This window comes from Azonexus fungiphilus, assembly GCF_003634965.1.
GTDB classification, from domain to species: domain Bacteria; phylum Pseudomonadota; class Gammaproteobacteria; order Burkholderiales; family Rhodocyclaceae; genus Azonexus; species Azonexus fungiphilus.
Genome location: NZ_RBXP01000016.1, coordinates 244,178 through 264,404 on the forward strand (window position 1 = coordinate 244,178; position 20,227 = coordinate 264,404).

General features: G+C 66.1%; 26 protein-coding genes. 18 read left to right on the forward strand and 8 right to left on the reverse strand.

What is annotated here, in order from left to right; translation table 11 throughout:
• The first annotated feature begins 76 nt into the window (after positions 1-76).
• The 10 genes from ybgC to DFR40_RS12220 all read left to right on the forward strand — a co-directional run bounded on the left by ybgC (position 77) and on the right by DFR40_RS12220 (position 7,881).
• Positions 77-499, forward strand: coding sequence for a tol-pal system-associated acyl-CoA thioesterase (ybgC, locus tag DFR40_RS12175; RefSeq protein ID WP_121458770.1), 423 nt, complete (start codon positions 77-79; stop codon positions 497-499).
• Entirely contained in the window at positions 496-1,173 is a 678-nt protein-coding gene (gene tolQ / locus DFR40_RS12180) for a protein TolQ (RefSeq protein ID WP_121458771.1), read from the forward strand. Before ybgC ends, tolQ begins: the two co-directional genes overlap by 4 nt.
• Before the next feature lie 4 nt (positions 1,174-1,177).
• Positions 1,178-1,579 (forward strand): protein TolR, encoded by a 402-nt coding sequence (gene tolR, locus DFR40_RS12185; protein ID WP_121458772.1) that lies wholly within the window; start codon positions 1,178-1,180, stop codon positions 1,577-1,579.
• A gap of 4 nt (positions 1,580-1,583) precedes the next feature.
• The gene (locus DFR40_RS12190) at positions 1,584-2,372 is read left to right on the forward strand and encodes an energy transducer TonB (RefSeq protein ID WP_121458773.1); all 789 of its coding nucleotides are present in this window, start codon (positions 1,584-1,586) and stop codon (positions 2,370-2,372) included.
• Positions 2,373-2,403: 31 nt separating this feature from the next.
• On the forward strand, positions 2,404-3,675 hold the full coding sequence (gene tolB, locus DFR40_RS12195; RefSeq protein ID WP_121458859.1) for a Tol-Pal system beta propeller repeat protein TolB: 1,272 nt from the start codon (positions 2,404-2,406) through the stop codon (positions 3,673-3,675).
• A gap of 25 nt (positions 3,676-3,700) precedes the next feature.
• Positions 3,701-4,237 carry a peptidoglycan-associated lipoprotein Pal gene (gene pal, locus DFR40_RS12200; RefSeq protein ID WP_121458774.1) on the forward strand — a complete coding sequence of 179 codons (537 nt, stop codon included), beginning with the start codon at positions 3,701-3,703 and terminating at the stop codon, positions 4,235-4,237.
• A gap of 2 nt (positions 4,238-4,239) precedes the next feature.
• Complete coding sequence (gene ybgF / locus DFR40_RS12205; protein ID WP_121458775.1) at positions 4,240-4,983, forward strand: tol-pal system protein YbgF; 744 nt, start codon at positions 4,240-4,242, stop codon at positions 4,981-4,983.
• Complete coding sequence (gene queE / locus DFR40_RS12210) at positions 4,984-5,622, forward strand: 7-carboxy-7-deazaguanine synthase QueE (RefSeq protein WP_121458776.1); 639 nt, start codon at positions 4,984-4,986, stop codon at positions 5,620-5,622.
• A 15-nt stretch (positions 5,623-5,637) separates the two neighbouring features.
• The gene (locus tag DFR40_RS12215) at positions 5,638-6,000 is read left to right on the forward strand and encodes a PilZ domain-containing protein (protein ID WP_121458777.1); all 363 of its coding nucleotides are present in this window, start codon (positions 5,638-5,640) and stop codon (positions 5,998-6,000) included.
• A 102-nt stretch (positions 6,001-6,102) separates the two neighbouring features.
• Positions 6,103-7,881, forward strand: a complete 1,779-nt coding sequence (locus tag DFR40_RS12220; RefSeq protein WP_121458778.1) for a putative bifunctional diguanylate cyclase/phosphodiesterase — start codon at positions 6,103-6,105, stop codon at positions 7,879-7,881.
• Here the strand turns inward: DFR40_RS12220 and DFR40_RS12225 are convergent.
• Genes DFR40_RS12225 through DFR40_RS12245 form a run of 5 tightly spaced genes read right to left on the reverse strand, consistent with a single transcriptional unit; the run spans position 7,828 to position 12,305 of the window.
• Positions 7,828-8,538, reverse strand: a complete 711-nt coding sequence (locus tag DFR40_RS12225) for an ABC transporter ATP-binding protein (RefSeq protein WP_211329787.1) — start codon at positions 8,536-8,538, stop codon at positions 7,828-7,830. The two genes, DFR40_RS12220 and DFR40_RS12225, sit on opposite strands and share 54 nt — an antisense overlap.
• Positions 8,535-9,290 (reverse strand): ABC transporter ATP-binding protein, encoded by a 756-nt coding sequence (locus DFR40_RS12230; protein ID WP_121458779.1) that lies wholly within the window; start codon positions 9,288-9,290, stop codon positions 8,535-8,537. The genes DFR40_RS12225 and DFR40_RS12230 overlap by 4 nt, the downstream gene beginning before the upstream one ends.
• Complete coding sequence (locus tag DFR40_RS12235) at positions 9,283-10,230, reverse strand: branched-chain amino acid ABC transporter permease (RefSeq protein ID WP_121458780.1); 948 nt, start codon at positions 10,228-10,230, stop codon at positions 9,283-9,285. Before DFR40_RS12235 ends, DFR40_RS12230 begins: the two co-directional genes overlap by 8 nt.
• The gene (locus tag DFR40_RS12240) at positions 10,231-11,145 is read right to left on the reverse strand and encodes a branched-chain amino acid ABC transporter permease (protein ID WP_121458781.1); all 915 of its coding nucleotides are present in this window, start codon (positions 11,143-11,145) and stop codon (positions 10,231-10,233) included.
• Positions 11,142-12,305: an ABC transporter substrate-binding protein gene (locus DFR40_RS12245; protein WP_121458782.1), complete on the reverse strand. Its 1,164-nt coding sequence runs from the start codon at positions 12,303-12,305 to the stop codon at positions 11,142-11,144. Before DFR40_RS12245 ends, DFR40_RS12240 begins: the two co-directional genes overlap by 4 nt.
• 99 nt (positions 12,306-12,404) lie before the next feature.
• Between DFR40_RS12245 and queC the strand changes: the two genes are divergently transcribed.
• Positions 12,405-13,082: a 7-cyano-7-deazaguanine synthase QueC gene (queC, locus tag DFR40_RS12250; RefSeq protein ID WP_121458783.1), complete on the forward strand. Its 678-nt coding sequence runs from the start codon at positions 12,405-12,407 to the stop codon at positions 13,080-13,082.
• A 1-nt stretch (position 13,083) separates the two neighbouring features.
• Entirely contained in the window at positions 13,084-14,187 is a 1,104-nt protein-coding gene (locus tag DFR40_RS12255) for a YeeE/YedE family protein (protein WP_121458784.1), read from the forward strand.
• Here DFR40_RS12255 and DFR40_RS12260 read toward each other — a convergent pair.
• Positions 14,184-14,402, reverse strand: coding sequence for a hypothetical protein (locus tag DFR40_RS12260; RefSeq protein WP_121458785.1), 219 nt, complete (start codon positions 14,400-14,402; stop codon positions 14,184-14,186). The two genes, DFR40_RS12255 and DFR40_RS12260, sit on opposite strands and share 4 nt — an antisense overlap.
• 71 nt (positions 14,403-14,473) lie before the next feature.
• Between DFR40_RS12260 and DFR40_RS12265 the strand changes: the two genes are divergently transcribed.
• The 4 genes from DFR40_RS12265 to DFR40_RS12280 are packed head-to-tail and all read left to right on the forward strand — an operon-like array spanning position 14,474 to position 17,226.
• Positions 14,474-15,484, forward strand: coding sequence for an MBL fold metallo-hydrolase (locus DFR40_RS12265; RefSeq protein ID WP_121458786.1), 1,011 nt, complete (start codon positions 14,474-14,476; stop codon positions 15,482-15,484).
• Complete coding sequence (locus DFR40_RS12270) at positions 15,481-15,861, forward strand: hypothetical protein (protein WP_121458861.1); 381 nt, start codon at positions 15,481-15,483, stop codon at positions 15,859-15,861. The genes DFR40_RS12265 and DFR40_RS12270 overlap by 4 nt, the downstream gene beginning before the upstream one ends.
• A gap of 13 nt (positions 15,862-15,874) precedes the next feature.
• Entirely contained in the window at positions 15,875-16,564 is a 690-nt protein-coding gene (locus tag DFR40_RS12275; protein WP_121458787.1) for an HD domain-containing protein, read from the forward strand.
• Positions 16,561-17,226, forward strand: coding sequence for a DsbA family oxidoreductase (locus tag DFR40_RS12280; protein WP_121458862.1), 666 nt, complete (start codon positions 16,561-16,563; stop codon positions 17,224-17,226). Before DFR40_RS12275 ends, DFR40_RS12280 begins: the two co-directional genes overlap by 4 nt.
• A 16-nt stretch (positions 17,227-17,242) precedes the next feature.
• Here the strand turns inward: DFR40_RS12280 and DFR40_RS12285 are convergent, their stop codons facing one another.
• Positions 17,243-18,157 (reverse strand): LysR family transcriptional regulator, encoded by a 915-nt coding sequence (locus DFR40_RS12285; RefSeq protein WP_121458863.1) that lies wholly within the window; start codon positions 18,155-18,157, stop codon positions 17,243-17,245.
• 83 nt (positions 18,158-18,240) lie between these two features.
• Here DFR40_RS12285 and DFR40_RS12290 point away from each other — a divergent pair, with 83 nt between their 5' ends.
• Both DFR40_RS12290 and DFR40_RS12295 read left to right on the forward strand, forming a co-directional pair.
• A complete protein-coding gene (locus tag DFR40_RS12290) occupies positions 18,241-18,978 on the forward strand; it encodes a sulfite exporter TauE/SafE family protein (protein ID WP_121458788.1) in 738 nt (245 codons plus the stop codon).
• Positions 18,978-19,193: a hypothetical protein gene (locus DFR40_RS12295; protein ID WP_121458789.1), complete on the forward strand. Its 216-nt coding sequence runs from the start codon at positions 18,978-18,980 to the stop codon at positions 19,191-19,193. Before DFR40_RS12290 ends, DFR40_RS12295 begins: the two co-directional genes overlap by 1 nt.
• Before the next feature lie 97 nt (positions 19,194-19,290).
• Here the strand turns inward: DFR40_RS12295 and DFR40_RS12300 are convergent, their stop codons facing one another.
• The gene (locus tag DFR40_RS12300; RefSeq protein ID WP_121458790.1) at positions 19,291-20,172 is read right to left on the reverse strand and encodes a Tim44 domain-containing protein; all 882 of its coding nucleotides are present in this window, start codon (positions 20,170-20,172) and stop codon (positions 19,291-19,293) included.
• Positions 20,173-20,227: the final 55 nt, after the last annotated feature.

A 20,227-nucleotide genomic window follows, 5' to 3' on the forward strand; every position in this document is an offset into this window, starting at 1 on the left:
ATTTGATGATCGGGATATTCTTTGTTGAAACAAGCCGTTACAATTGCATGTTGCGGCGCAATGTAAAATTATCCGGATGAAAATTCAAGTCAGTCCCGAGGCCTTCTCGATCCCGGTGCGTGTCTATTACGAGGATACCGATGCCGGCGGCGTCGTGTACTACGCCAACTACCTGCGTTTCTTCGAGCGTTGCCGCACCGAGTGGATGCGCAGTGCCGGCTACGGCCAGGCCGAACTGATCGAGACCGCCGGGATTGGCTTTGTTGCCCGCCGGGCGGCTTGCGAATACCTGAAACCCGCCCGTCTCGACGACATGCTGACGATCGGTCTCGAGGTCGAGAAGCTGACCCGGGTCCGTGTCGTTTTCCGCCAGTGGGCGCGCCGCGGCGACGACCTGCTGGTCACCGGCAACGTCGAGATCGCCTGCGTCAGCATGGCGACGATGACACCCGCCCCGATCCCCGATTTTCTCCACGCCAAGCTGGAAGCGCTGCAATGAACGTCACCCAGGACATGTCCATCCTCCACCTCATCCTCGAAGCCAGCGCCGTCGTTCAGATGGTCATGGCGCTGCTCGCCGGCGTTTCGCTGATGTCGTGGTACTACATCTCGATGAAGTGGTTCGCGGTCCGCCAGGCGCGGGCCAAGACCGAGGAGTTCGAACGCGACTTCTGGTCCGGCGGCGACCTCAACAATCTCTACCAGAGCGCGATCAACGATCGCCACCACGCCGGCTCGATGGAACGCATCTTCGAAGCCGGTTTCCGCGAGTTCACCAAGCTGCGCGGCCAGAAGAACCTCGACCCCAAGGACGTCGTCGACGGGTCGCGACGGGCGATGCGGGCAACCTACCAGCGCGAGATGGACGCCCTCGAGTCGCATCTCGCCTTCCTCGCCTCGGTCGGTTCGGTGTCGCCCTACATCGGCCTGTTCGGCACCGTCTGGGGGATCATGCATGCCTTCCGCGCACTTGCCAACGTCGGCCAGGCGACGCTCGCCTCGGTCGCCCCGGGCATCGCCGAGGCGCTGGTCGCCACCGCCATCGGCTTGTTCGCGGCGATTCCGGCAGTTCTCGCCTACAACCGCTTCTCGCACGACATCGACCGCATCGCGGTGCGTTACGAGTCGTTCATGGAAGAATTCTCGAACATCCTGCAACGGCAGATGAGGTAAGGCCATGCGCCAGCGTCGCCTGAAAAACGAGATCAACGTCGTCCCCTACATCGACGTGATGCTGGTCCTGCTCGTCATCTTCATGGTTGCCACCCCGATGATGACGACCGGCTCGGTCGAGCTGCCGGCCAGCGGCACGGCGCCGCAGAAGCCGGACAAGTTCCTGCGCGTGCAGGTCGACAAGGACGGTGCGCTGTCCCTGTACGACGCCAACGGCAAGGAGCAGAAGCTCGACGGCGTGCGCGACCTGCGCAGCGCGCTGGCCGGCCAGCGCGAGCGCGAACCGGAGATCGCGGTGCTGGTCGCCGGCGACAAGGAAGTGCCTTACCGCAGCGTCATCGAGGCGCTCGACGAGGTCAAGAAGCAGGGCTTCGCGCGCGTCGCCCTCGAAACCTCGGTCAAGTAAGACTATGCTCCCGGAACGTCCCGAAGAACCCGGCCGCAGGAAGGCGCTGGCGTTTACGCTGGCGGTGCACCTGGCGCTGATCGGCGCCCTGTTCTTCGGTGTCCAGTGGAAGCGCAGCGAACCGGAGGCGATGCAGGTCGAACTGTGGTCGCCGGTGCCGGTCAAGGCGACCCGCGTCGAGACGCCGCCGGAGCCGCCGAAGCCGGTGGTCGAGCCCGAGCCTAAGCGTCCGGAACCGCCGCCACCTCCGCCCAGGATCGAGACGCCGAAGAAGCCGGAGATCGTCGTCAAGGAAGAAAAGAAGAAGCCCGAGCCGAAGAAACCGGAACCGCCCAAGCCGGAGCCGCCGAAACCGGAACCGAAGAAGCCCGAGCCGGCCAAGCCGGAGCCGAAGCCGGCGGTCGATCCGTTCAAGGAAATGCTCGAGCGCGAAACCCGCCAGCGCCAGGCGAGCGCCGAGCAGAACCGGCTCGCCGCGCTGGCCGAGAAGGAACAGCGGGCTGCCGCGGCGCGCCGCGGGATGGAGAGCTATGCGGCGAAGATCCGCATCGCGATCCGCAACAAGATCGTCCTGCCGCCGGCGATCAACGGCAATCCGGAAGCCGTTTTCGAAGTCAACCAATTGCCGGGTGGCGACGTTCTATCCGTACATCTGAAGCGGTCGAGCGGCATGCCGGCGCTCGATGCGGCGATCGAGCGGGCGATCCGCAGTGCCTCGCCGCTGCCGAGCCCGGCCGATCCGTCGCAGTTCCAGCGGGTGCTGGAAATCAAATACAAGCCGTTTGAAGAGTAAGATGGCGCCCAATTCACCGAAAATGACCACCATGTCCCGAATTTCCCGTCGCATTTTTCTGCTTTTCGGCCTGTTGACCGCAACATTCGCCCAGGCCCAGCTGTCGATCGAGATCACCGGTGCCGGCGCCAGTCGCATCCCGGTCAGCATTGCCGACTTCGCCGGCGATCCGACGCTGTCGCGGATCGTCGTCGGTACGGTGCGTGCCGATCTCGAGCGCAGCGGCCTGTTCAAGCTGGTCGACCCGGCCGGGATGATGCTCGACGAAAACGCCGCGATCGACTATCCGGCGTGGAAGGCGCGCGGTGCCGACGCGATCGCCGCCGGCAGCGTCGGGCGCACGGCCGATGGCCGCATCGAGGCGCGCTTCCGTCTCTACGACACGCAGAAGGGCGTCGCCCTCGGCGGTGCCGCCTACGTCACCAACAGTGCCCAGCTGCGCATGGCCGGCCACCGCATCGCCGATTTCATCTACGAAAAGCTGACCGGTGAACCGGGCGTCTTCTCGACGCGCATCGCCTACGTGCTCAAGGCCCGCGGCCAGTACCTGCTGCAGATCGCCGATGCCGACGGCCAGGGGGCCGCGACCGCGCTGACCTCGAGCGAGCCGATCATCTCGCCGGTCTGGTCGCCGGACGGCGGCCGCCTGGCCTATGTCTCCTTCGAGAAGAAGAAGCCGGTGATCTACGTGCATTCGCTGGCCACCGGCCAGCGCCACATCGTCGCCAACTTCAAGGGCTCGAACTCGGCGCCGGCCTGGTCGCCGGATGGCCGCAAGCTGGCGGTGGTGCTGTCCAAGGACGGCAACTCGCAGCTCTATTCGGTCAATGTCGACGGCAGCGGCCTGCAGCGCCTGAGCCAGTCGGCCGGCATCGACACCGAGCCGCGTTATTCCCCGGACGGCGCCGCGATCTATTTCACATCCGATCGCGGCGGCAGTCCGCAGATCTATCGCATCGACGCGAACGGCGGTGCCGCCCAGCGTGTTACCTTCGAGGGCAGCTACAACGTTTCGCCGCGGCCCTCGCCGGATGGTCGCAGCCTGGCCTTCATCGCCCGCCGCGATGGTCGCTTCCAGCTCGCCGTGATGGATCTGGCCAGCCGCCAGGTGCAGGTGCTGACCGACTCGACCAAGGACGAGTCGCCGAGCTTCGCGCCGAACAGCCGGATGATCCTGATTGCTACGGAAGTCGGCGGCCGTGGCCTGTTGTCCGCCGTCTCCGCCGACGGCCGTATCAAGCAACGTCTTTCCATCGCCGCGGGAGATGTCCGCGAACCGGCGTGGGGACCTTTTCTGAAGTAAAAACGATCCTGTTGGAGTCCATGCAATGAAGAACCTGTTGTCCATTTCCCTGCTGCTCGCCGTCCTCGTCGGTTGCAGCACCACCCCGACCCCGGAAGAGGGCGGCGCCCCGGTCGAAAGCCGCAGCGGCACCGACGTCAAGTCGGTGGTGGCTGGCGGCCTCGACGCCAGCGGCCTGCCGCGCGAGCTGACCGACCCGAACAGCCCGCTGTCCAAGCGCAGCATCTACTTCGATGTGGACAAGTATGAAGTCAAGGGTGAATACCAGGCCGTCGTCGCCGCCCACGCCAAGTACCTGGTCGCCAACCGCGGCTTCAAGGTCCTGATCCAGGGCAATACCGACGAAACCGGTTCGCGCGAATACAACCTGTCGCTCGGCCAGAAGCGTGCCGACGCGGTCAAGCGCGCCCTGGTCCTGCTCGGTGCCCGCGAAGACCAGGTCGAATCGGTCAGCCTCGGCGAAGAAAAGCCGAAGAATCCGGGTCACGACGAATCGGCCTACGCCGAAAACCGTCGCGCCGACGTTCTCTATCGCGCTCCTGACGGCCGCGGCGAGTTCTGATCGTGCGTCGCCTGCCGCTGGTTTTCCTGATCGCCGTCCTCGCCGCCAACCCGGCGCGGGCATTCTTTGACGACAAGGAAGCACGTCGCCAGATTTCCGATCTGCAGATCCAGACGGAGGCGCGCTTCGACCAGCAGGCCAAGGCGCAACTCGAGCTGGCTGCGCAGATCCAGCGCCAGGCGGAAGAAATCGCCCGCCTGCGCGGCCAGATCGAAACCCTGAGCTACGAGCTCGAGCAGGCACGCAAGCGCCAGCAGGATTTCTATCTCGACCTCGACAGCCGGCTGCGCAAGCTTGAGCCGCAGCCGATCGCGGCGGCGCCGGCCGAAGGCGATCCGGCGGCCGGGGCCAAGGCGGCGATCGCTGCTGACCCGGCGGCCGAAAGCCGTGCCTACGATGCCGCGCTCGAACTGTTCAAGGGCGGCAAGTACAAGGAATCGGCGGCGGCTTTCGCGGCTTTCGTCGGCCAGCACCCGGACGGCGCCCTGGCGCCGAACGCCCAGTACTGGCTGGGCAATGCCTGGTACGCGCAGCGTAACTGCACCAAGGCGATCGAAGCGCAGAGCCAGGTCGTCTCCCGTTATCCGGCGAGCGACAAGGCGCCGGATGCGCTGCTGGCGATCGCCACCTGCCAGACCGAACTGGGCAACCGCAAGGGCGCGATCCGCTCGCTCGAGACGGTGCTCGAGAAATACCCGGCCGCACCGGCTGCCGCCAAAGCCCGTGAACGCCTGAAGAAGAACTAATTGACGCTGCGTCTTACCGAAATTTTCTACTCGCTGCAGGGCGAGGCGTCGCGCGTCGGCCTGCCGACCGTGTTCGTCCGCCTGACCGGCTGCCCGTTGCGCTGCACCTGGTGTGACACGACCTACAGTTTTACCGGTGGCGAGACGTCGACCGTCAGTGACGTGCTGGCCGAAGTCGCCCGCCACCCGGTCCGCCAGGTCTGCGTCACCGGCGGCGAGCCGCTTGCCCAGAAGGCCTGCCTCGATTTGCTGGTGGCCCTCTGCGATGCCGGCTACGACGTTTCGCTGGAAACCTCGGGCGCGCTCGACATCGCGCCGGTCGATCCACGCGTCTCCTGCATCATGGATCTGAAGGCACCGGATTCGGGCGAATCCGGGCGCAACCTGTGGGCCAACCTGCAGCACCTGAAGCCGCGCGACGAGATCAAGATCGTCATCGCCTCGCGCGAGGACTACGAATGGGCGTGCGAGGTCCTGCAGGTGCACGCCCTGGACAGCCGTTGCCCGGTGCTGTTCTCGCCGGCCCAGGGCAGCATCGAGCCGGCGGCGCTGGCCAGCTGGATTCTCGAGGATGGCCTGCCGGTGCGTTTCCAACTGCAATTGCACAAGCTGCTTTGGGGTAACATGCAGGGAAAATAAGTCGAGGAGACGACCATGACCGAGAATCGCCGGCAATTCACCCGCATCAGCTTCCAGAGCCCGGCCCGGCTGTTCCTGGCCGACGGCGAGCATGCGGTCGAAGTCCTCGACATTTCGCTGAAGGGCGCGCTGGTCCGGCCGCCCGAGCCGATGTACGCGAAGATCGGCGGCAACGGCGTGCTGCATGTCCGCCTTGACGGCGCCGGCACCGACATCCGCATGGGCGTCACCGTCGTCCACCACCAGGCCGGCAGCTACGGTCTTTCGTGTCATGAGATCGATCTCGACAGCGTGACCCACCTGCGCCGGCTGGTCGAGTTGAATGCCGGCGACGAAACCCTGCTTGAACGCGAGATCGCTCTGCTGACGCGGCTTTGACAAGATCATTCTTGCTGCTGGCATCCGACTTAAGGCATACTCGGCGAATCCATACGTCAGATATGGACTTGGCCTTTAGAAACGAAGACATGTGGGAGTGTCATGTCGGACAGCGACTTTCCGGAGGCTTGCCCGGCTGACTCCATTGCCGGTTCCTGGGGTCAACAAGCCATCTTCAACCAGATTGGTGCCGCGATCATGGTCACCGATGCGAACGAACGCATCCTGCGGACCAACGAGGCCTTTCATCGTCTGACCGGCTACCGGTCCGAGGAAATCATCGGCCGCACCCCGAAGATTCTCTCTTCCGGCCGCCAGTCCCCGGATTTCTACCGGCGCATGTGGCAGGCCCTGGCCGCCAGCGGCCGCTGGGAAGGCGAAATCTGGAACCGCCGCAAGTGCGGCGAAATCTACCCGGAATGGCTGATCATCAATGCCTGCCGTGATGCCGACGGCGCCGTCACCGGCTACGTCGCGACCTTCTCCGACATCAGCAAGCTCAAGCACGCCGAGTCGGAAATCCAGCATCTCGCCTTCTACGATCCGCTGACCGCGCTGCCCAATCGCCGCCTGCTGTTCGACCGCCTCGAGCAGGCCTGCATGGCCGGCAAGCGCAAGGCCGATCACGGTGCGCTGCTGATCATCGACATCGATAATTTCAAGATCCTCAACGACACGCTCGGGCACGACATCGGCGACCACCTGCTGATCGAAATCGCTTGCCGGCTCAAGCAGTGCATCCGCGAGTGCGATACCGCGGCACGCCAGGGCGGCGACGAGTTCGCGGTGATGCTCGAGGCGCTCGATCCGCATCCGCATGTCGCGGCGGTCAGCGCCGAAGCGGTCGCCGAGAAGATCCGCGAGGAACTGGCGCGCCCGGTGATGCTGGCGCGCGGCCACGAGCACTATTGCACGGCGAGCATCGGCGTCAGCCTGTTCCGCGGCCAGGAGAAGTCGGTCGAAACCTTGCTCAAGCAGGCCGACATCGCCATGTACAAGGCCAAGGAGGCTGGCCGCAACGCGATCCGCTTCTTCGACCAGGCGATGCAGACGACCCTCGACCGCCGCGCCAGCCTCGAAGCCGGCCTGCGTCATGCGCTGGCCCGTGGCGAGTTCGTCGTGCACGCCCAGCCGCAGGTCGATGCCGGCCGCGGCCTGGTCGGCGCCGAATTGCTGCTGCGCTGGCAGCCGCCCGGGCAGCCGGTGGTGTCGCCCGACGATTTCATCCCGCTCGCCGAGGAAAGCGGCCTGATCGTGCCGATCGGGCTGTGGGTGCTCGATACCGCCTGCGCGACGCTGCGCCGCTGGAGCGAGTTGCCGCGGCTGCGCGACCTCTACCTGTCGGTCAATGTCAGCGCCCGCCAGTTCCGTCAGCCGGATTTCGTCGACCAGGTCAGCACCGCGCTGAACCGGCATGGCATCGCCGCCCGCCGGCTGAAGCTGGAACTGACCGAAAGCCTGCTGCTCGACAAGGTGGAAGAGGTGGTCTTCAAGATGCGTGCGCTGCGCATGCTCGGCGTGCGTTTCTCGCTCGACGACTTCGGCACCGGCTACGCATCGCTCGCCTACCTGAAGCGTTTCCCGTTCGAGCAGTTGAAGATCGATCGCTCCTTCATCCGCGACATCACGACCGATCCCGACGACGCCGCGATCGTCCGGGCGATCATCGCCATGGGCAACTCGCTGCGTCTCAACGTCGTCGCCGAAGGCGTCGAGGACCCGGCCCAGCATGCCTATCTGGTCGAGCACGGCTGCCGCTTCTTCCAGGGCTACATGTTCGGCCGGCCGGTGCCGCTGCCGCAGTTCGAGGCGGCGCTGAACGGTGGCTCAGAGGCCGAGGTAGCGGTGCCAGATCCCGTGATCGGCGTCGAGCGCGGCTGAATTCCCGGCCCAGACCACCCGCCCGCGCTCGACGATGGTGTGGTGGTCGGCGAGTGCGATCAGCCTTTCCACATACTTGTCGACGACCAGCACGCTCTGGCCTTCGCCGCGCAGGCGGTCGAGGCAGGCCCAGATTTCGTCGCGGATCAGCGGCGCCAGTCCTTCGGTGGCCTCGTCGAGAACGAGCAGGCGCGGATTGGTGACCAGCGCCCGGCCGATCGCCAGCATCTGCTGTTCGCCGCCGGAGAGCTGGTTGCCGAGATTGCGCCGGCGTTCGGCCAGGCGCGGGAAGAGTTCGTAGATGCTGGCCGGCGTCCACGGCGCGGCGAGGCCGCGGCGGTTGGCGAAAAATGCCTGCAAATGCTCGTCGACCGTCAGATTCGGGAAACACTGGCGACCTTCCGGGACCAGCGCGATGCCGGCGCGGCCGATGCGGTCCGGGCGCCAGCCGTCGATGCGTTCGCCGGCGAAGCGGATGCTGCCGGCGCGCACCGGCTCCAGCCCGCACAGCGCGCGCAGCGTCGTCGTCTTGCCCATGCCGTTGCGGCCGAGCAGTGTTGCCGCCTCGCCCTCGGTCATCGTCAGGTCGATGCCGAAGAGGACCTGGCTGGGGCCGTAGGCGACTTCCAGGCCTTTGATTTCGAGCAGCGCGCTCACAGGTGGTCTCCCAGGTAGGCGCGGCGCACGCCGGCGTCGTTGCGCACCGCGTCCGGCGTGCCGGTGCAGATCAGCTGGCCGTTGACCAGCACCGAGATGCGGTCGGCCAGGCGGAACACCGCATCCATGTCGTGCTCGACCAGGAGGATGGTGACGTGGCGGGCGAGATGCTCGATCAGCTCGACCATGCGCGCCGATTCCTCCGGGCCGGTGCCGGCCATCGGTTCGTCGAGGAGCAGCAGCTGCGGCCGGGTCGCCAGCGCCATTGCCAGTTCCAGCGCCCGTTGTTCGCCGTGCGACAGCTCGCCGGCCAGGCGTCCGCTGCGTTCGCCCAGGCCGACCTGTTCGAGGAAAGTCCGGGCTTCCTCGAACAGTCGCGCTTCACGGTCGACCGGCCGCCAGAAGCGGAAACTGGTGCCGGCGTCAGGACGGCCCTGGACGGCCAGCGCGACGTTGTCGAGCGCCGACAGGCCGAGGAAGACGTTGGTGATCTGCCAGGAGCGCGCCATGCCGGCGCGGACGCGCTGGTGCATGCGCAGGCGGGTGATCTCGCTGCCATTGAAGTGGATCTTGCCGGCATCCGGGAACAGGGCGCCGGAGAGATGGTGGATGAAGGTCGTCTTGCCGGCGCCGTTAGGGCCGATCAGGGCATGCACTTCGCCGGCGGCGACGGTGAAATTAACGTCCTTGAGGGCGTCGACCGCGGCAAAGCGGCGCGACAGCCCGCGGACCTCGAGCAGCGGATCAGTCATCGCGCCTCCCGAACAAGGCGGCGACGCCCTTCGGCGCGAACAGCACGACGGCCAGCAGGAGCAGGCCGAGGACGATGTGCCAGTGGGCGAACCAGGCGAGCAGGATTTCCTCGAGCAGCAACAGGACGACGGCGCCGACGACGCCGCCCCAGAGGTAGCCGACGCCGCCGATGATGACCATGACCAGCAGCGTGCCCGATTGCGTCCATTGCAGCAGGTTGGGGCTGGCCAGCCCGCTCAGGTTGGCGAGCAGCGCCCCGGCCAGGCCGGCGACGGCGCCGCCGATGGCGAAGCAGGCCAGGCGGTAGCGCAGCACCGGGTAGCCGAGTGCCTCCATCCGCGTCTCGTTCTCGCGGATCGCCTGGATGGTCCGTCCGAAACGGGCCTGCGCCAGGCGCGAGAAAAGCAGCATGGTGACGGTCAACGCCCCGAGAACGACAAAAAACAGCGCCGCGTCGCCGGCCAGGCTGATGCCGCCCAGGCGCAAGCGCTCGTAGACCGGCAGGCCGTCCTCGCCACCCCACAGGCTGGCCGACACGAACAGGTAGTAGGTCATCTGGGCGAAGGCCAGGGTGATCATGATGAAATAGACGCCGCGCGTGCGCAGGCTGACGGCGCCGACCGCCAGCGCGAACAGCCCGGCGACGGCCATGGCCAGCGGCAGCACCAGCAGCCCCTCGCCGAGCCCGGCCTGCTGGCAGATCGCGGCGACGTAGGCGCCGACGCCGAAGAAGGCGGCGTGGCCGAGCGAGACCATGCCGCCGAAGCCGAGCACCAGGTTCAGGCTGGAGGCCGCCAGCGCGAAGATCAGGACGCGCGTGGCGAAGCCGATGTAGTAGCTCTGGTCGAGGACGTCGAGCAGCGACGGCAGCGCCAGCAGCGCGGCCAGGACGACGAGGGCGGCAGTTTGCTGCCAGCGGGCGGGACGATAGAAAGCCATTTATGCGCGCGCCGGAAACAGGCCTTGCGGCTTGAAGAACAGGATGCCGGCCATCAGCAGGTAGATCAGGATCGACGCCAGCGCCGGTCCGAGCGTCGCCGCCGCGTCGGCCGGCAGGGTCGCGCGCAGCAGCGTCGGCAAAAGTGCCCGGCCGAGGGTGTCGACCGTGCCGACGATCAGCGCGCCGACCAGGGCGCCGCGGATCGAGCCGATGCCGCCGATGATGATGACGACGAAAGCCAGGATCAGCACGCTCTCGCCCATCCCGACCTGAACCGCGAGCAGCGGCCCGAGCAGGCCGCCGGCCAGCGCGCAGAGTCCGGCGCCGAAGACGAAGACGGCGGTGAACAGCGCACGCACGTTGATCCCCAGCGCCTCGGTCATTTCCCGGTTGGCGGCGCCGGCGCGCACCCACATGCCGATCCGGCTTTTCGCCACGAGCAGGTAGAGCAGGCCGGCGACGACCAGGCCGCAGGCGATGATGACCAGCCGGTAGGCCGGGTAGAAGAAACCGGCGATCTCGACCGGGCCGGCCAGCGACTCGGGCGGATTGAGCAGCAGCGGTGCCGGCCCCCAGATCAGGCGGACGCTTTCGTTGGCGATCAGGATCAGGGCGAAGGTCGCCAGCACCTGCGCCAGGTGGTCGCGCCGGTACAACTGGCGGAACAGCGACAGTTCGAGCAGCAGGCCGAGCAACGCCGTGCCGGCGACGCCGGCGCCGAGCCCGAGCCAGAACGAATCGGCGGCCTGCGCGGCGGCGGCGACGAAGTAGGCGCCGACCATGTACAGCGACCCATGCGCCAGGTTGATGCAGTCCATGATGCCGAAGACGAGCGTCAGCCCGGCGGCCAGCAGGAACAGCATGAGGCCGAACTGCAGGCCGTTGAGGGCCTGCTCTAGGAACAGCTGGGTCACTTCATCTTGCACTGAGCCGCGTAGGCATCAGCATGATTGGTGAAGATCGTGCCCATCGTCTTGTTGGTGACCCGGCCCTGGCCATCCTTGCCGATCACGCGCAGGTAGTAGTTCTGCACCGGGTAGTGGTTGGCATTGAACTTGAAGTCGCCGCGCACCGACTTGAAGCGCTTGGCTTCCAGCGCCTTCTGCAGCGCCTTCTTGTCGGCCAGGTTGCCCTTCACGTCGCGCACCGCGGCATCCATCATCAGCGCCGCGTCGTAGCCCTGCGAGGCGTAGAGCGACGGCAGGCGGCCGTATTCCTTCTCGAACTCGGCGACGAAGCGCTTGTTCTCGGCGTTGTCCATGTCGTGCGCCCAGTGCGACGAGTTGAACATGCCCATCATCGGCGCGCCGACCGCCTTGATCACGTCCTCGTCGGCCGAGAAACCGGGGGCGAACAGCTGGGTGTCGCGCGACAGGCCGGCGGCGACGAACTGCTTGACGAAGTTGATGCCCATGCCGCCGGGCAGGAAGAAGAACAGCGCGTCCGGCTTGGCGGCGCGGATCTGCGCCAGCTCGGCGGCGTAGTCGAGCTGGCCGAGCTTGGTGTAGATCTCCTCGGTCTTGCCCTTGTAGTAGCGCTTGAAGCCGGAGACCGCATCCTTGCCGCCCGGGTAGTTCGGGGTGACGATGACGACGTTCTTGAAGCCCTTGTCCTGGACGTACTTGCCGACTGCTTCGTGGAGGTTGTCGTTCTGCCAGGCGACGTTGAAGAAGAAGGGGTTGCACTGTTCGCCAGCGTACTGCGACGGGCCGGCGTTGGCGGAAATGTAGAAGGTCTGGTTCTGGAACACCGCCGGGCCGACGGCGAGCATGATGTTGGAGAAGACGATGCCGCTCATGAAATCGACCTTGTCCTTCTTCAGCAGCTTGTCGGTGGCCTGCTTGGCAACGTCGGGATTCTGCTGGTCGTCGGCGATCAGGACCTCGGCCGGGAGGCCGCCGAGCTTGCCGTTGAGCTGCTTGACCGCCAGGTTGAAGCCGTCGCGGATATCGACGCCGAGGCCGGCGCCCGGGCCGGAGAGCGTGGACACGAAACCGACCTTGACCTTGTCGGCGGCATGGACGGAGCCGGCGAGCATCAGCGCGGCGGCGAGGGCGGTCAGACGGGGCAACATCGGGTTCTCCTGGGCAGGTCGCGAAAGTGGCAAATTGTAGCGCAGGAACAAGCAGATACCGTCACGGTCGACGTTCAAATTCGGGTATATTCGCGCCCCATGAAAGAAAAAGCCATCGTCCTCCTTTCCGGCGGCCTGGACTCCGCCACCTGTCTGGCCATCGCGCGCAGCCAGGGTTTCGACTGCTACTGCCTGTCCTTCGACTACGGCCAGCGGCACAGCGCCGAACTGCAGGCCGCCGAACGCGTGGTCAAGGCGCTTGGCGCGGCTGAGCATCGGGTGATCAATTTCGGCCTCGCCCAGTTCGGCGGCTCGGCGCTCACCGACACCTCGATCGCCGTGCCGGTCGACGGCCTGCAGTCGGGGATCCCGGTGACCTACGTGCCGGCGCGCAACACGATCATGCTCTCGCTTGCCCTGGCCTGGGCCGAAGTCCTCGGCAGCCGCGACATCTTCGTCGGCGTCAATGCCGTGGACTATTCCGGCTACCCGGACTGCCGCCCCGAATACATCGCCGCCTTCGAGAAAATGGCCAACCTGGCGACGCGCGCCGGCGTCGAGGGCCAGAAACTGCACATCCACGCGCCGCTGATCGACCTGTCGAAGGCCGAGATCGTCCGCCGCGGCACTGCGCTCGGTGTCGACTACGGCCTCACCGTTTCCTGCTACCAGGCCGATGAACTTGGCCGCGCCTGCGGTGTCTGTGACTCCTGCCGCCTGCGCGCCGAGGGTTTCGCCGCCGCCGGCCTTCCCGATCCCACGCCTTACCGGACCTGACATGGACGTCGATGTTTCCCCGAATACCGTACTCTGGCTGACTTTCGCGCTCGCCTTCGTTTTTGGCGCGATCGGCCAGAAAACCCATTTCTGCACCATGGGTGCGGTGTCCGACATTCTCAACATGGGCGACTGGAGCCGCATGCGCATGTGGCTGCTGGCCATCGGTGTTGCCATCCTCGGTGCCGGTGCGCTGCACGCCACCGGCCAGATCGATCTCGACAAGTCGATCTACCGGACCCCGTCGTTCACCTGGCTGTCCTACCTGGTCGGCGGTTTCTGTTTCGGGGTCGGCATGGTCCTCGCCTCGGGTTGCGGCTCGAAGACGCTGATCCGCATCGGCGGCGGCAATCTGAAGTCGCTGGTCGTCTTCCTCGTCCTCGGCCTGTTCGCCTACATGACCATGCGCGGCGTCTTCGGGGTCTTCCGCGTCAATGTCCTCGACCGCGTTGCGCTCACCCTGCCCGGCGGCCAGGACATCCCGCGCCTGCTCGCCGGCCTCGGTCTCGACGCACGGGTGGCTTTCGCCCTGGCGGTGCTCGGCATCGGTGGCGGCTTGACCGCGTTCTGCCTGCTGCGTCGCGATTTTTGGACCGTCGACAACCTGCTCGGCGGCCTTGGCAGCGGCCTGATGGTCGTCCTCGCCTGGTATGTCAGCGGTCACCTCGGCTATCTCCCCGAGCATCCGGATACCCTCGAGGAAGCCTTCCTGGCGACCAACAGCGGGCGCATGGAGTCACTGACCTTCGTCGCGCCGGTGGCCTATACGCTCGAACTGTTCATGCTCTGGTCCGATACCAGCCGCGTCGTCACCGTCGCTATTGCCGCGGTGTTCGGCGTCGTCGCCGGTTCGCTGGCCTGGTCGCTGCTGACCCGCAGCTTCCGCTGGGAAGGTTTTGCCAGCGTCGAGGATACCGCCACCCACCTGATCGGTGCCGCCCTGATGGGCTTTGGCGGCGTCACCGCGATGGGCTGCACGGTCGGCCAGGGGATCACCGGCGTGTCCACGCTGGCGCTCGGTTCTTTCGTTGCGCTGGCGGCGATCCTGGCCGGTGCGGTGCTGGCGATGAAGGTCCAGTACTGGCGGCTGATGCGCGCGGCCTAGGCGTCCTCGTCCTGCTGCAGGCGGCGGATGACCAGCGGGAAGGCCGCCGAGCCGAACAGGGCGATCGCCGAAACGACGAAGGCCAGGCCGGCCATCGGGTCGTCGAGCAGCGGGTGCAGCAGCATGCCGAAACCGGCGATGCTGAACAGTCCGGGAATCGCGCACAGCACGCCGAGCCCGGAGAGGATGATGAAGGAAGTCGGATAGCGGCGCATGGCGGCAGTGTAGACGAGCGCCGCCCAAGGCGAGAAGATGGGCGCCTATTTTAATAATTCAGGAGACACTGATGAATCGTCGCCACTTTCTCCGTTCCTGCGCCGCCCTGTCCGCCCTCGGTGCCGCTGAATTCGCCCCCTGGCAAGCCGTCGGCGCCCTGGCCGGCGAACTCGACAACTTCGTCCGCGGCCCGGCGGTCAGGGACCACCCCCTGCGGCAGTTGTCGAAGCATGTCTGGATGATCCATTCGCCCGACGGTTTCCCGACCCCGGAAAACCAGGGGATGATGTGCAACCTGAGCTTCATCGATACGCCCAGGGGCCTGGTCGCCGTCGATACCGGGGCGTCGGTGCAGATCGGCGAGATGGCCATCCGCCAGTTGAAGAAGACTTTCAGGAAGCCGGTCGTGGCGATCATCAACACCCACTACCACGGCGACCATTTCCTCGGTAACCAGGCTTTCGTCGAGGCTTACGGCGACATGCCGATCCATGCCCACGCCGGCACCATCGCCGAAATCCAGGGCATGCAGGGAAGCATGTGGCGGACCCTGATGGAACAATGGACCAACCAGGCGACGATGGGGACCCGGGTGGTGCCCCCGAATGTCACGGTCGACCACGGCCAGGAGCTGAAATTCGGCGACGTCGTGCTGCGTCTGCACCATTACGGCAAGGCGCATACGCCGTCCGACATCTGCGTCGAGGTCGTCGGCGACAAGCTGACCTGCATCGGCGACGTTGCCATGGACCGGCGCATCGCCAACATGGACGACGGCTCCTACGCCGGCAGCCTGAAGACCTACGCGCAACTCGAGAAAAACGCGCCGTCGACGATCTGGCTGCCCGGCCACGGCCAGCCCGGACCTGGCGTGCTGGCCTGGAACCGCGAGCTGTTCGCCGGCATCTACGAAAGCTGCGTCAAGGCCGTGCAGGCCGGCCAGCCGATGGAAGAAGCCAAGGCCCTGGTCCTGCGCGATCCGCGCGTCGCCAGCCGGGCCCGCGATACCAAGGGCTTCGACAGCAACATCGGCAAGTACGTCAGTCTTGCCTACCTGGAAGCCGAGGCCGCAGCATTCTGAACTCCCGCCACAGCAACCGTCCCGAACCCGCCCCGCCGGCCGCCGATTCGCGCGGCTCGCGGGTCGCCCTGCTGTTCGCGCTGGTCGCCCAGCGTCTCACCGCCTTCTACGAGCACGGCCAGCAGTTCACCGTCGCCCAGGGGGCGACGCTGGCCGCCGACTGGCTGGCCCGCAGCGGCCGCAGTCTGCCGCTCGAAGAGCGCCGCCAGTTGTCCGAACTGAGCGACGAGATGGCCCGCCGGATGCTGGCCACGCTGTCGCGCGAAGCCGGCCTGTTCACCGCCCACGAAATGACCGAGGCGCTCGACCCCAACTACGATTCCGAGCTCGCCCGGACGCTGATGGTCGAGTGCGAGCGTCTGCTCGACGCCGAATGACACACCATCACCGATGACTGCCCCTGCGCCAAACCCCTCCGCACCGCCGCCCCCGCTGCCGAGCGACCTGATCGCCCGCGTCGCCGCCCACATCCAGGCCCGTTTCAGCGGCGAAGGCTCCGGCCACGACTGGCACCATATCGACCGCGTCCGCCGGCTGGCGCGGCGGATTGCCGCCGCCGAGGGCGCCAACGTGGAAATCGCCGAACTGGCCGCGCTCGTCCATGACATCGCCGACTGGAAATTCCACGGCGGTGACGATGCCATCGGACCGCGCGAAGCCGAACGCCTGCTGACGGAAGAGGGCGCACCAGCGGAAGTCATCGATGCGGTGGTGGAAATCGTCCGCACCATCTCCTTCAAGGGCGCCGGCGTGCATACCGCGATGCGCACGCTGGAAGGCCGGTGCGTGCAGGACGCAGACCGCCTCGACGCCATTGGCGCCATCGGCATCGCCCGCTGCTTTGCCTACGGCGGCCACGCCGGCCGGCCGCTCTACGACCCCGCCGTACCGCCGGTGATGCACGCCAGCGCTGAGGCATACAAGGCCGCCAAGGGGCACAGCCTGAACCACTTCTACGAAAAACTCTTCCTCCTCAAGGAGCGCATGAACACCGCCAGCGGCCGCAAATTGGCTGAGGAACGGCACCAATTCATGGAAAGCTTTGTCTCACGCTTCCTTGAAGAATGGGAAAGCGCATGAGCCACCAACAACTACTGATCATCGAAGTCGTCTCCGACGTTGTCTGCCCCTGGTGCTTCATCGGCCAGCGCCGGCTGGCGCAAGCCATCGACCTCGTCCGCGCCGAAGTGCCCGACTTCCGCCACGAAATCCGCTGGCGCCCCTTCTTCCTCAACCCGGACACGCCGCCGGCAGGCGAACCCTATCTGCCCTTCCTGGTGCAGAAATTCGGCAGCCGGGCGCAAGTCGAAGGCATCTGGCAGCGCATCCGCGAAATCGGCGCCCCGCTCGGTATCGACTACCGCTTCGAGAAAATCGAGGTGCGCGCCAACACGCTGGCGGCGCACCGCCTGATCCACTGGGCGCAACAACAGGGCGACGCCGCCGGGCTGGTCGAAGGACTGTTCAAGGCCCAGTTCGAACAGGGCAAAAACGTCGGCGACCCAGAAATCCTCGCTCAGGTCGCCGCGGCCAACGGCCACGACCCGGCGACCGTACTTGTCTACCTCGACTCCGACGAAGACGCCGCCACCGTCCAGCAAATGGAACGCGAATCCCGAAGCTGGGGCGCCAGCTCCGTACCGACCTTCATCTTCGCCCGCCAGTCAGGCATACAGGGGGCCGAAGAACCCCGCGTGCTGGCGGATGGGATTCGGCAGGCGTGGGCTGCGGTGGTGAGGTGAGGCGGGATTTGCCGCCCTAGCGGGCTGAGCCCGACAGAAAATCCAGAAGCGCTGCCGCCGGGCCTGCCAGGGTCGCGTCGCTGGCGGTGCACAGCAGCAGTTTCCGGTTCGCCCACGGGTCTGCCAGCGGCAGCCAATCGATTTTCGGGCTGGCCAGGCGGCGGGCGGTGGTTTCGGGAAGAATCGCGATGCCGACCTCGTCCGCGACGAGGCTCACTACGGCGTCCAGGCTGCGTACCCGCACGCGGTAGTGGATGCCGCGCCCGTACTGGATGGCCTGGTTTTGTATGAAGCGGCTCAGGCCGCTTTCGGACGGCAGGCCGACGAAGGGATGCTGCAGGAGGTCGGCGAATGGCACACTGCCCTCCTGTCGCGGGCACTGCGCGGTGGGAAATACCGCCACCAGCCGATCCTCGCGGAAGAAACGGGTATTCAGCCCCTCGGTCCGGACGTAGTCGGCGACGATGCCGATGTCGGCCTGCTCCTGGCGCATCGCCGACAGCACATCCTGGCTGTCCAGCTCGCGCAGATCGATATCCAGCGCCTGGTGTTCGACCAGGAAGCGGCCGATCAGCGGCGGCAGGTATTCCGTCATCGCGGCGGTATTGCACAGGACCCGGACGGTGCTGCGGACGCCATGCGCGAAGGCGGCCATTTCGGCGTGCAGCATCTCCAGTTCGCGCTCCAGCCGGCCCGCATACCTGAGCAGCGTCCGCCCGGCGTCGGTCAGTTTGACGCCGTGTTTCGAGCGCTGCAGCAGCGCCGTGCCCAGGGCATGCTCCATCTTCTGCAAGCGCGTGCTGGCGGCGGCCAGCGAAAGATGCACATTTTCTGCGCCACGGGTGATCGATCCCGCCTCGGCAATGGCTGCGAAGACGTGCAGGTCGTAAGTGGAAATGCGATGCGGCAAGACGGATCGATTGAGCGGCATGGTCGTCATCCTTCGGTTTTGGCAAAGGTTACCACCACCAAGCTGTGATCGACAGGCGCTATCCTCTGGCTGATCATCAAGGCATGGACACCGAAACCTATCTGATCATTGCTGCCGTGTTTCTCGCCGCCGGGGTGGTCAAGGGAATCTCCGGGCTGGGGCTGCCGACCATTTCGATGGCGTTGCTTAGCTTGCTGATGGCGCCGGCCCAGGCCGCGATGCTCATGGTCCTGCCTTCGTTTGCGACCAATATCGCGCAGTGCTTCGGTCCGCATTGGCGGCGCCTGGCCCGGAATTTCTGGCCCCTGTGGACTTGCCTGGCGCTGCTCACCCTCTACAGCCCGCTCGCCAGCATCGAGACGGCGGGAAGTCGGGCCACCGCGATCCTCGCTGTCGTGCTGATCGCCTATGGAATCTGGGGCCTGTGGAAGCCGAGCCTGCCGGAAATCCGCGCAGAAGTCCGGTCGACCGCAGCGCTCGTCGGTAGCCTGTCCGGTCTGGTCGCGGCAGCGACCGGCGTGTTCGTGATGCCGCTGGTGCCTTACCTGCAGTCGCTGCGCTTAGCCAAGGACGAGTTCATTCAAGGGCTGGGGATCAGCTTCATGATTGCCACCGTGGCGCTGAGCATCCGGCTTGGCACGGCCAACGCGGAGGAACTGCTGGCCAATCTTCCCGGCTGCGCGACGGCCCTGGTCGCCGCCTTTCTGGGCCTCTGGATGGGTGGCCGACTGCGGGGACGGCTGAATCCGACCCAGTTTCAGCGCGCGCTTTATGGGGTTTTTGTCGCGCTGGGCTCGATCATGCTGAGCCGGGCCCTGTGATGACTCCCAAGGCGAGCGCTCGGGAAGCGCCGGCGCAGGCCCTGGAGCGGGCTTACCGTATGGCGCTGGGTGTGGAGGCTGCCGCGCGGCAAAGATTGGGCGATGGCGATCCCGCTTTCGTCGATCTGACACAGTGGTTGCTTGCCGCCGAACTCCTCAGCCTCCTCGATGAACTGCGCGCGGGCTTACTGGCCTCGCTCGATCCGCGCTCATGACATCGTCGATCGCCACGCCGTCGCGAGGCCGGCCGACGGGCAACAAAAAGGCCGGTGGGTTTTCCCCTACCGGCCTTTTTATGGGCGGCGACAGTCTTTACTGAACTTGCTGGATCCCGGCGATGACCCAGCCGCGGCTGCCGTCGGTCGGCTTGCTCATGTGCCAGACTTCCGAGAAGTTCTCGATCGGACCGTTACGTTCCTCGCGGATCTGGCCACTGAAGTGGACGCTGACGATGTAGCGAGCGCCTTCCTCGGCGACGTCGATGACCTGGGCGTCGAGGCGAACGACATCGGTTTCCTGCGTCGCGCCGTTGCGCTCGGCGATCGCCATCTTGATCTCGGCGAACATTTCCGGCGAGGTGAATTCGCGGATGTCGTCGAGGTTGCCGGCGTCGTTGGCGGCCTGCAGGCGGATGAAGTTGACCTTGGCGTTGCGCACGAAGCCCTCGGCATCGAAGTCGGCCGGAATGTTGCCGCCGGTCGATTCAACCGCCTGAGCCGTCGGCGTGAAGGAGGAACCGCCTGCCGGCGTGAAATCCGGCCGTGCCACATTGCCCGGCTGACCGCCGTAGTTGGCACCGGCGCCGGCGTACTGCATGCCTTGTGCCTGGGCACCGGCCTTCTTGCGCAGGAAGAAGCCGACCGCAGCGATGACGACGACGGCGAGCAGGGCGATCATCATGAAGTTCGCCAGTTCCTCGCCGAAGCCGAGGTGCGAAGCCAGTGCGGCCAGGCCGAGACCGGCGGCGAGGCCGGCGAGCGGACCCATCCACGAGCGCTTCGGCTGGGCCTGCGGTGCGGCCGCGGGGGCAGCCGGCTGCTGGCGCTGGGCCTGGCTGACGTTGTTGCTCGGCGGCGTCGCCTGACGCTGCATGCCGGTCGAGCCGCCACCGCCCAGGCGCTTGGCCTCGGCGTCATTGATGTTCAGCGTGAAGCCGAGGACGACGGCAGCCGCCAACGCGATGAACTTGTTCATGGATGTCTCCTTTCGGGAATAAGTGAAGCGGATTGTACGCAGTTCCTGTTTTCCG

Coding starts and splice junctions, on each gene's coding strand:
- ybgC (WP_121458770.1), top strand. CDS start 77: ATGAAAATTCAAGTCAGTCCCGAGGCCTTCTCGATCCCGGTGCGTGTC.
- tolQ (WP_121458771.1), top strand. CDS start 496: ATGAACGTCACCCAGGACATGTCCATCCTCCACCTCATCCTCGAAGCC.
- tolR (WP_121458772.1), top strand. CDS start 1,178: ATGCGCCAGCGTCGCCTGAAAAACGAGATCAACGTCGTCCCCTACATC.
- DFR40_RS12190 (WP_121458773.1), top strand. CDS start 1,584: ATGCTCCCGGAACGTCCCGAAGAACCCGGCCGCAGGAAGGCGCTGGCG.
- tolB (WP_121458859.1), top strand. CDS start 2,404: ATGTCCCGAATTTCCCGTCGCATTTTTCTGCTTTTCGGCCTGTTGACC.
- pal (WP_121458774.1), top strand. CDS start 3,701: ATGAAGAACCTGTTGTCCATTTCCCTGCTGCTCGCCGTCCTCGTCGGT.
- DFR40_RS12215 (WP_121458777.1), top strand. CDS start 5,638: ATGACCGAGAATCGCCGGCAATTCACCCGCATCAGCTTCCAGAGCCCG.
- DFR40_RS12220 (WP_121458778.1), top strand. CDS start 6,103: ATGTCGGACAGCGACTTTCCGGAGGCTTGCCCGGCTGACTCCATTGCC.
- DFR40_RS12230 (WP_121458779.1), bottom strand. CDS start 9,290: ATGACTGATCCGCTGCTCGAGGTCCGCGGGCTGTCGCGCCGCTTTGCC.
- DFR40_RS12235 (WP_121458780.1), bottom strand. CDS start 10,230: ATGGCTTTCTATCGTCCCGCCCGCTGGCAGCAAACTGCCGCCCTCGTC.
- DFR40_RS12245 (WP_121458782.1), bottom strand. CDS start 12,305: ATGTTGCCCCGTCTGACCGCCCTCGCCGCCGCGCTGATGCTCGCCGGC.
- queC (WP_121458783.1), top strand. CDS start 12,405: ATGAAAGAAAAAGCCATCGTCCTCCTTTCCGGCGGCCTGGACTCCGCC.
- DFR40_RS12255 (WP_121458784.1), top strand. CDS start 13,084: ATGGACGTCGATGTTTCCCCGAATACCGTACTCTGGCTGACTTTCGCG.
- DFR40_RS12260 (WP_121458785.1), bottom strand. CDS start 14,402: ATGCGCCGCTATCCGACTTCCTTCATCATCCTCTCCGGGCTCGGCGTG.
- DFR40_RS12265 (WP_121458786.1), top strand. CDS start 14,474: ATGAATCGTCGCCACTTTCTCCGTTCCTGCGCCGCCCTGTCCGCCCTC.
- DFR40_RS12275 (WP_121458787.1), top strand. CDS start 15,875: ATGACTGCCCCTGCGCCAAACCCCTCCGCACCGCCGCCCCCGCTGCCG.
- DFR40_RS12280 (WP_121458862.1), top strand. CDS start 16,561: ATGAGCCACCAACAACTACTGATCATCGAAGTCGTCTCCGACGTTGTC.
- DFR40_RS12285 (WP_121458863.1), bottom strand. CDS start 18,157: ATGCCGCTCAATCGATCCGTCTTGCCGCATCGCATTTCCACTTACGAC.
- DFR40_RS12290 (WP_121458788.1), top strand. CDS start 18,241: ATGGACACCGAAACCTATCTGATCATTGCTGCCGTGTTTCTCGCCGCC.
- DFR40_RS12295 (WP_121458789.1), top strand. CDS start 18,978: ATGACTCCCAAGGCGAGCGCTCGGGAAGCGCCGGCGCAGGCCCTGGAG.
- DFR40_RS12300 (WP_121458790.1), bottom strand. CDS start 20,172: ATGAACAAGTTCATCGCGTTGGCGGCTGCCGTCGTCCTCGGCTTCACG.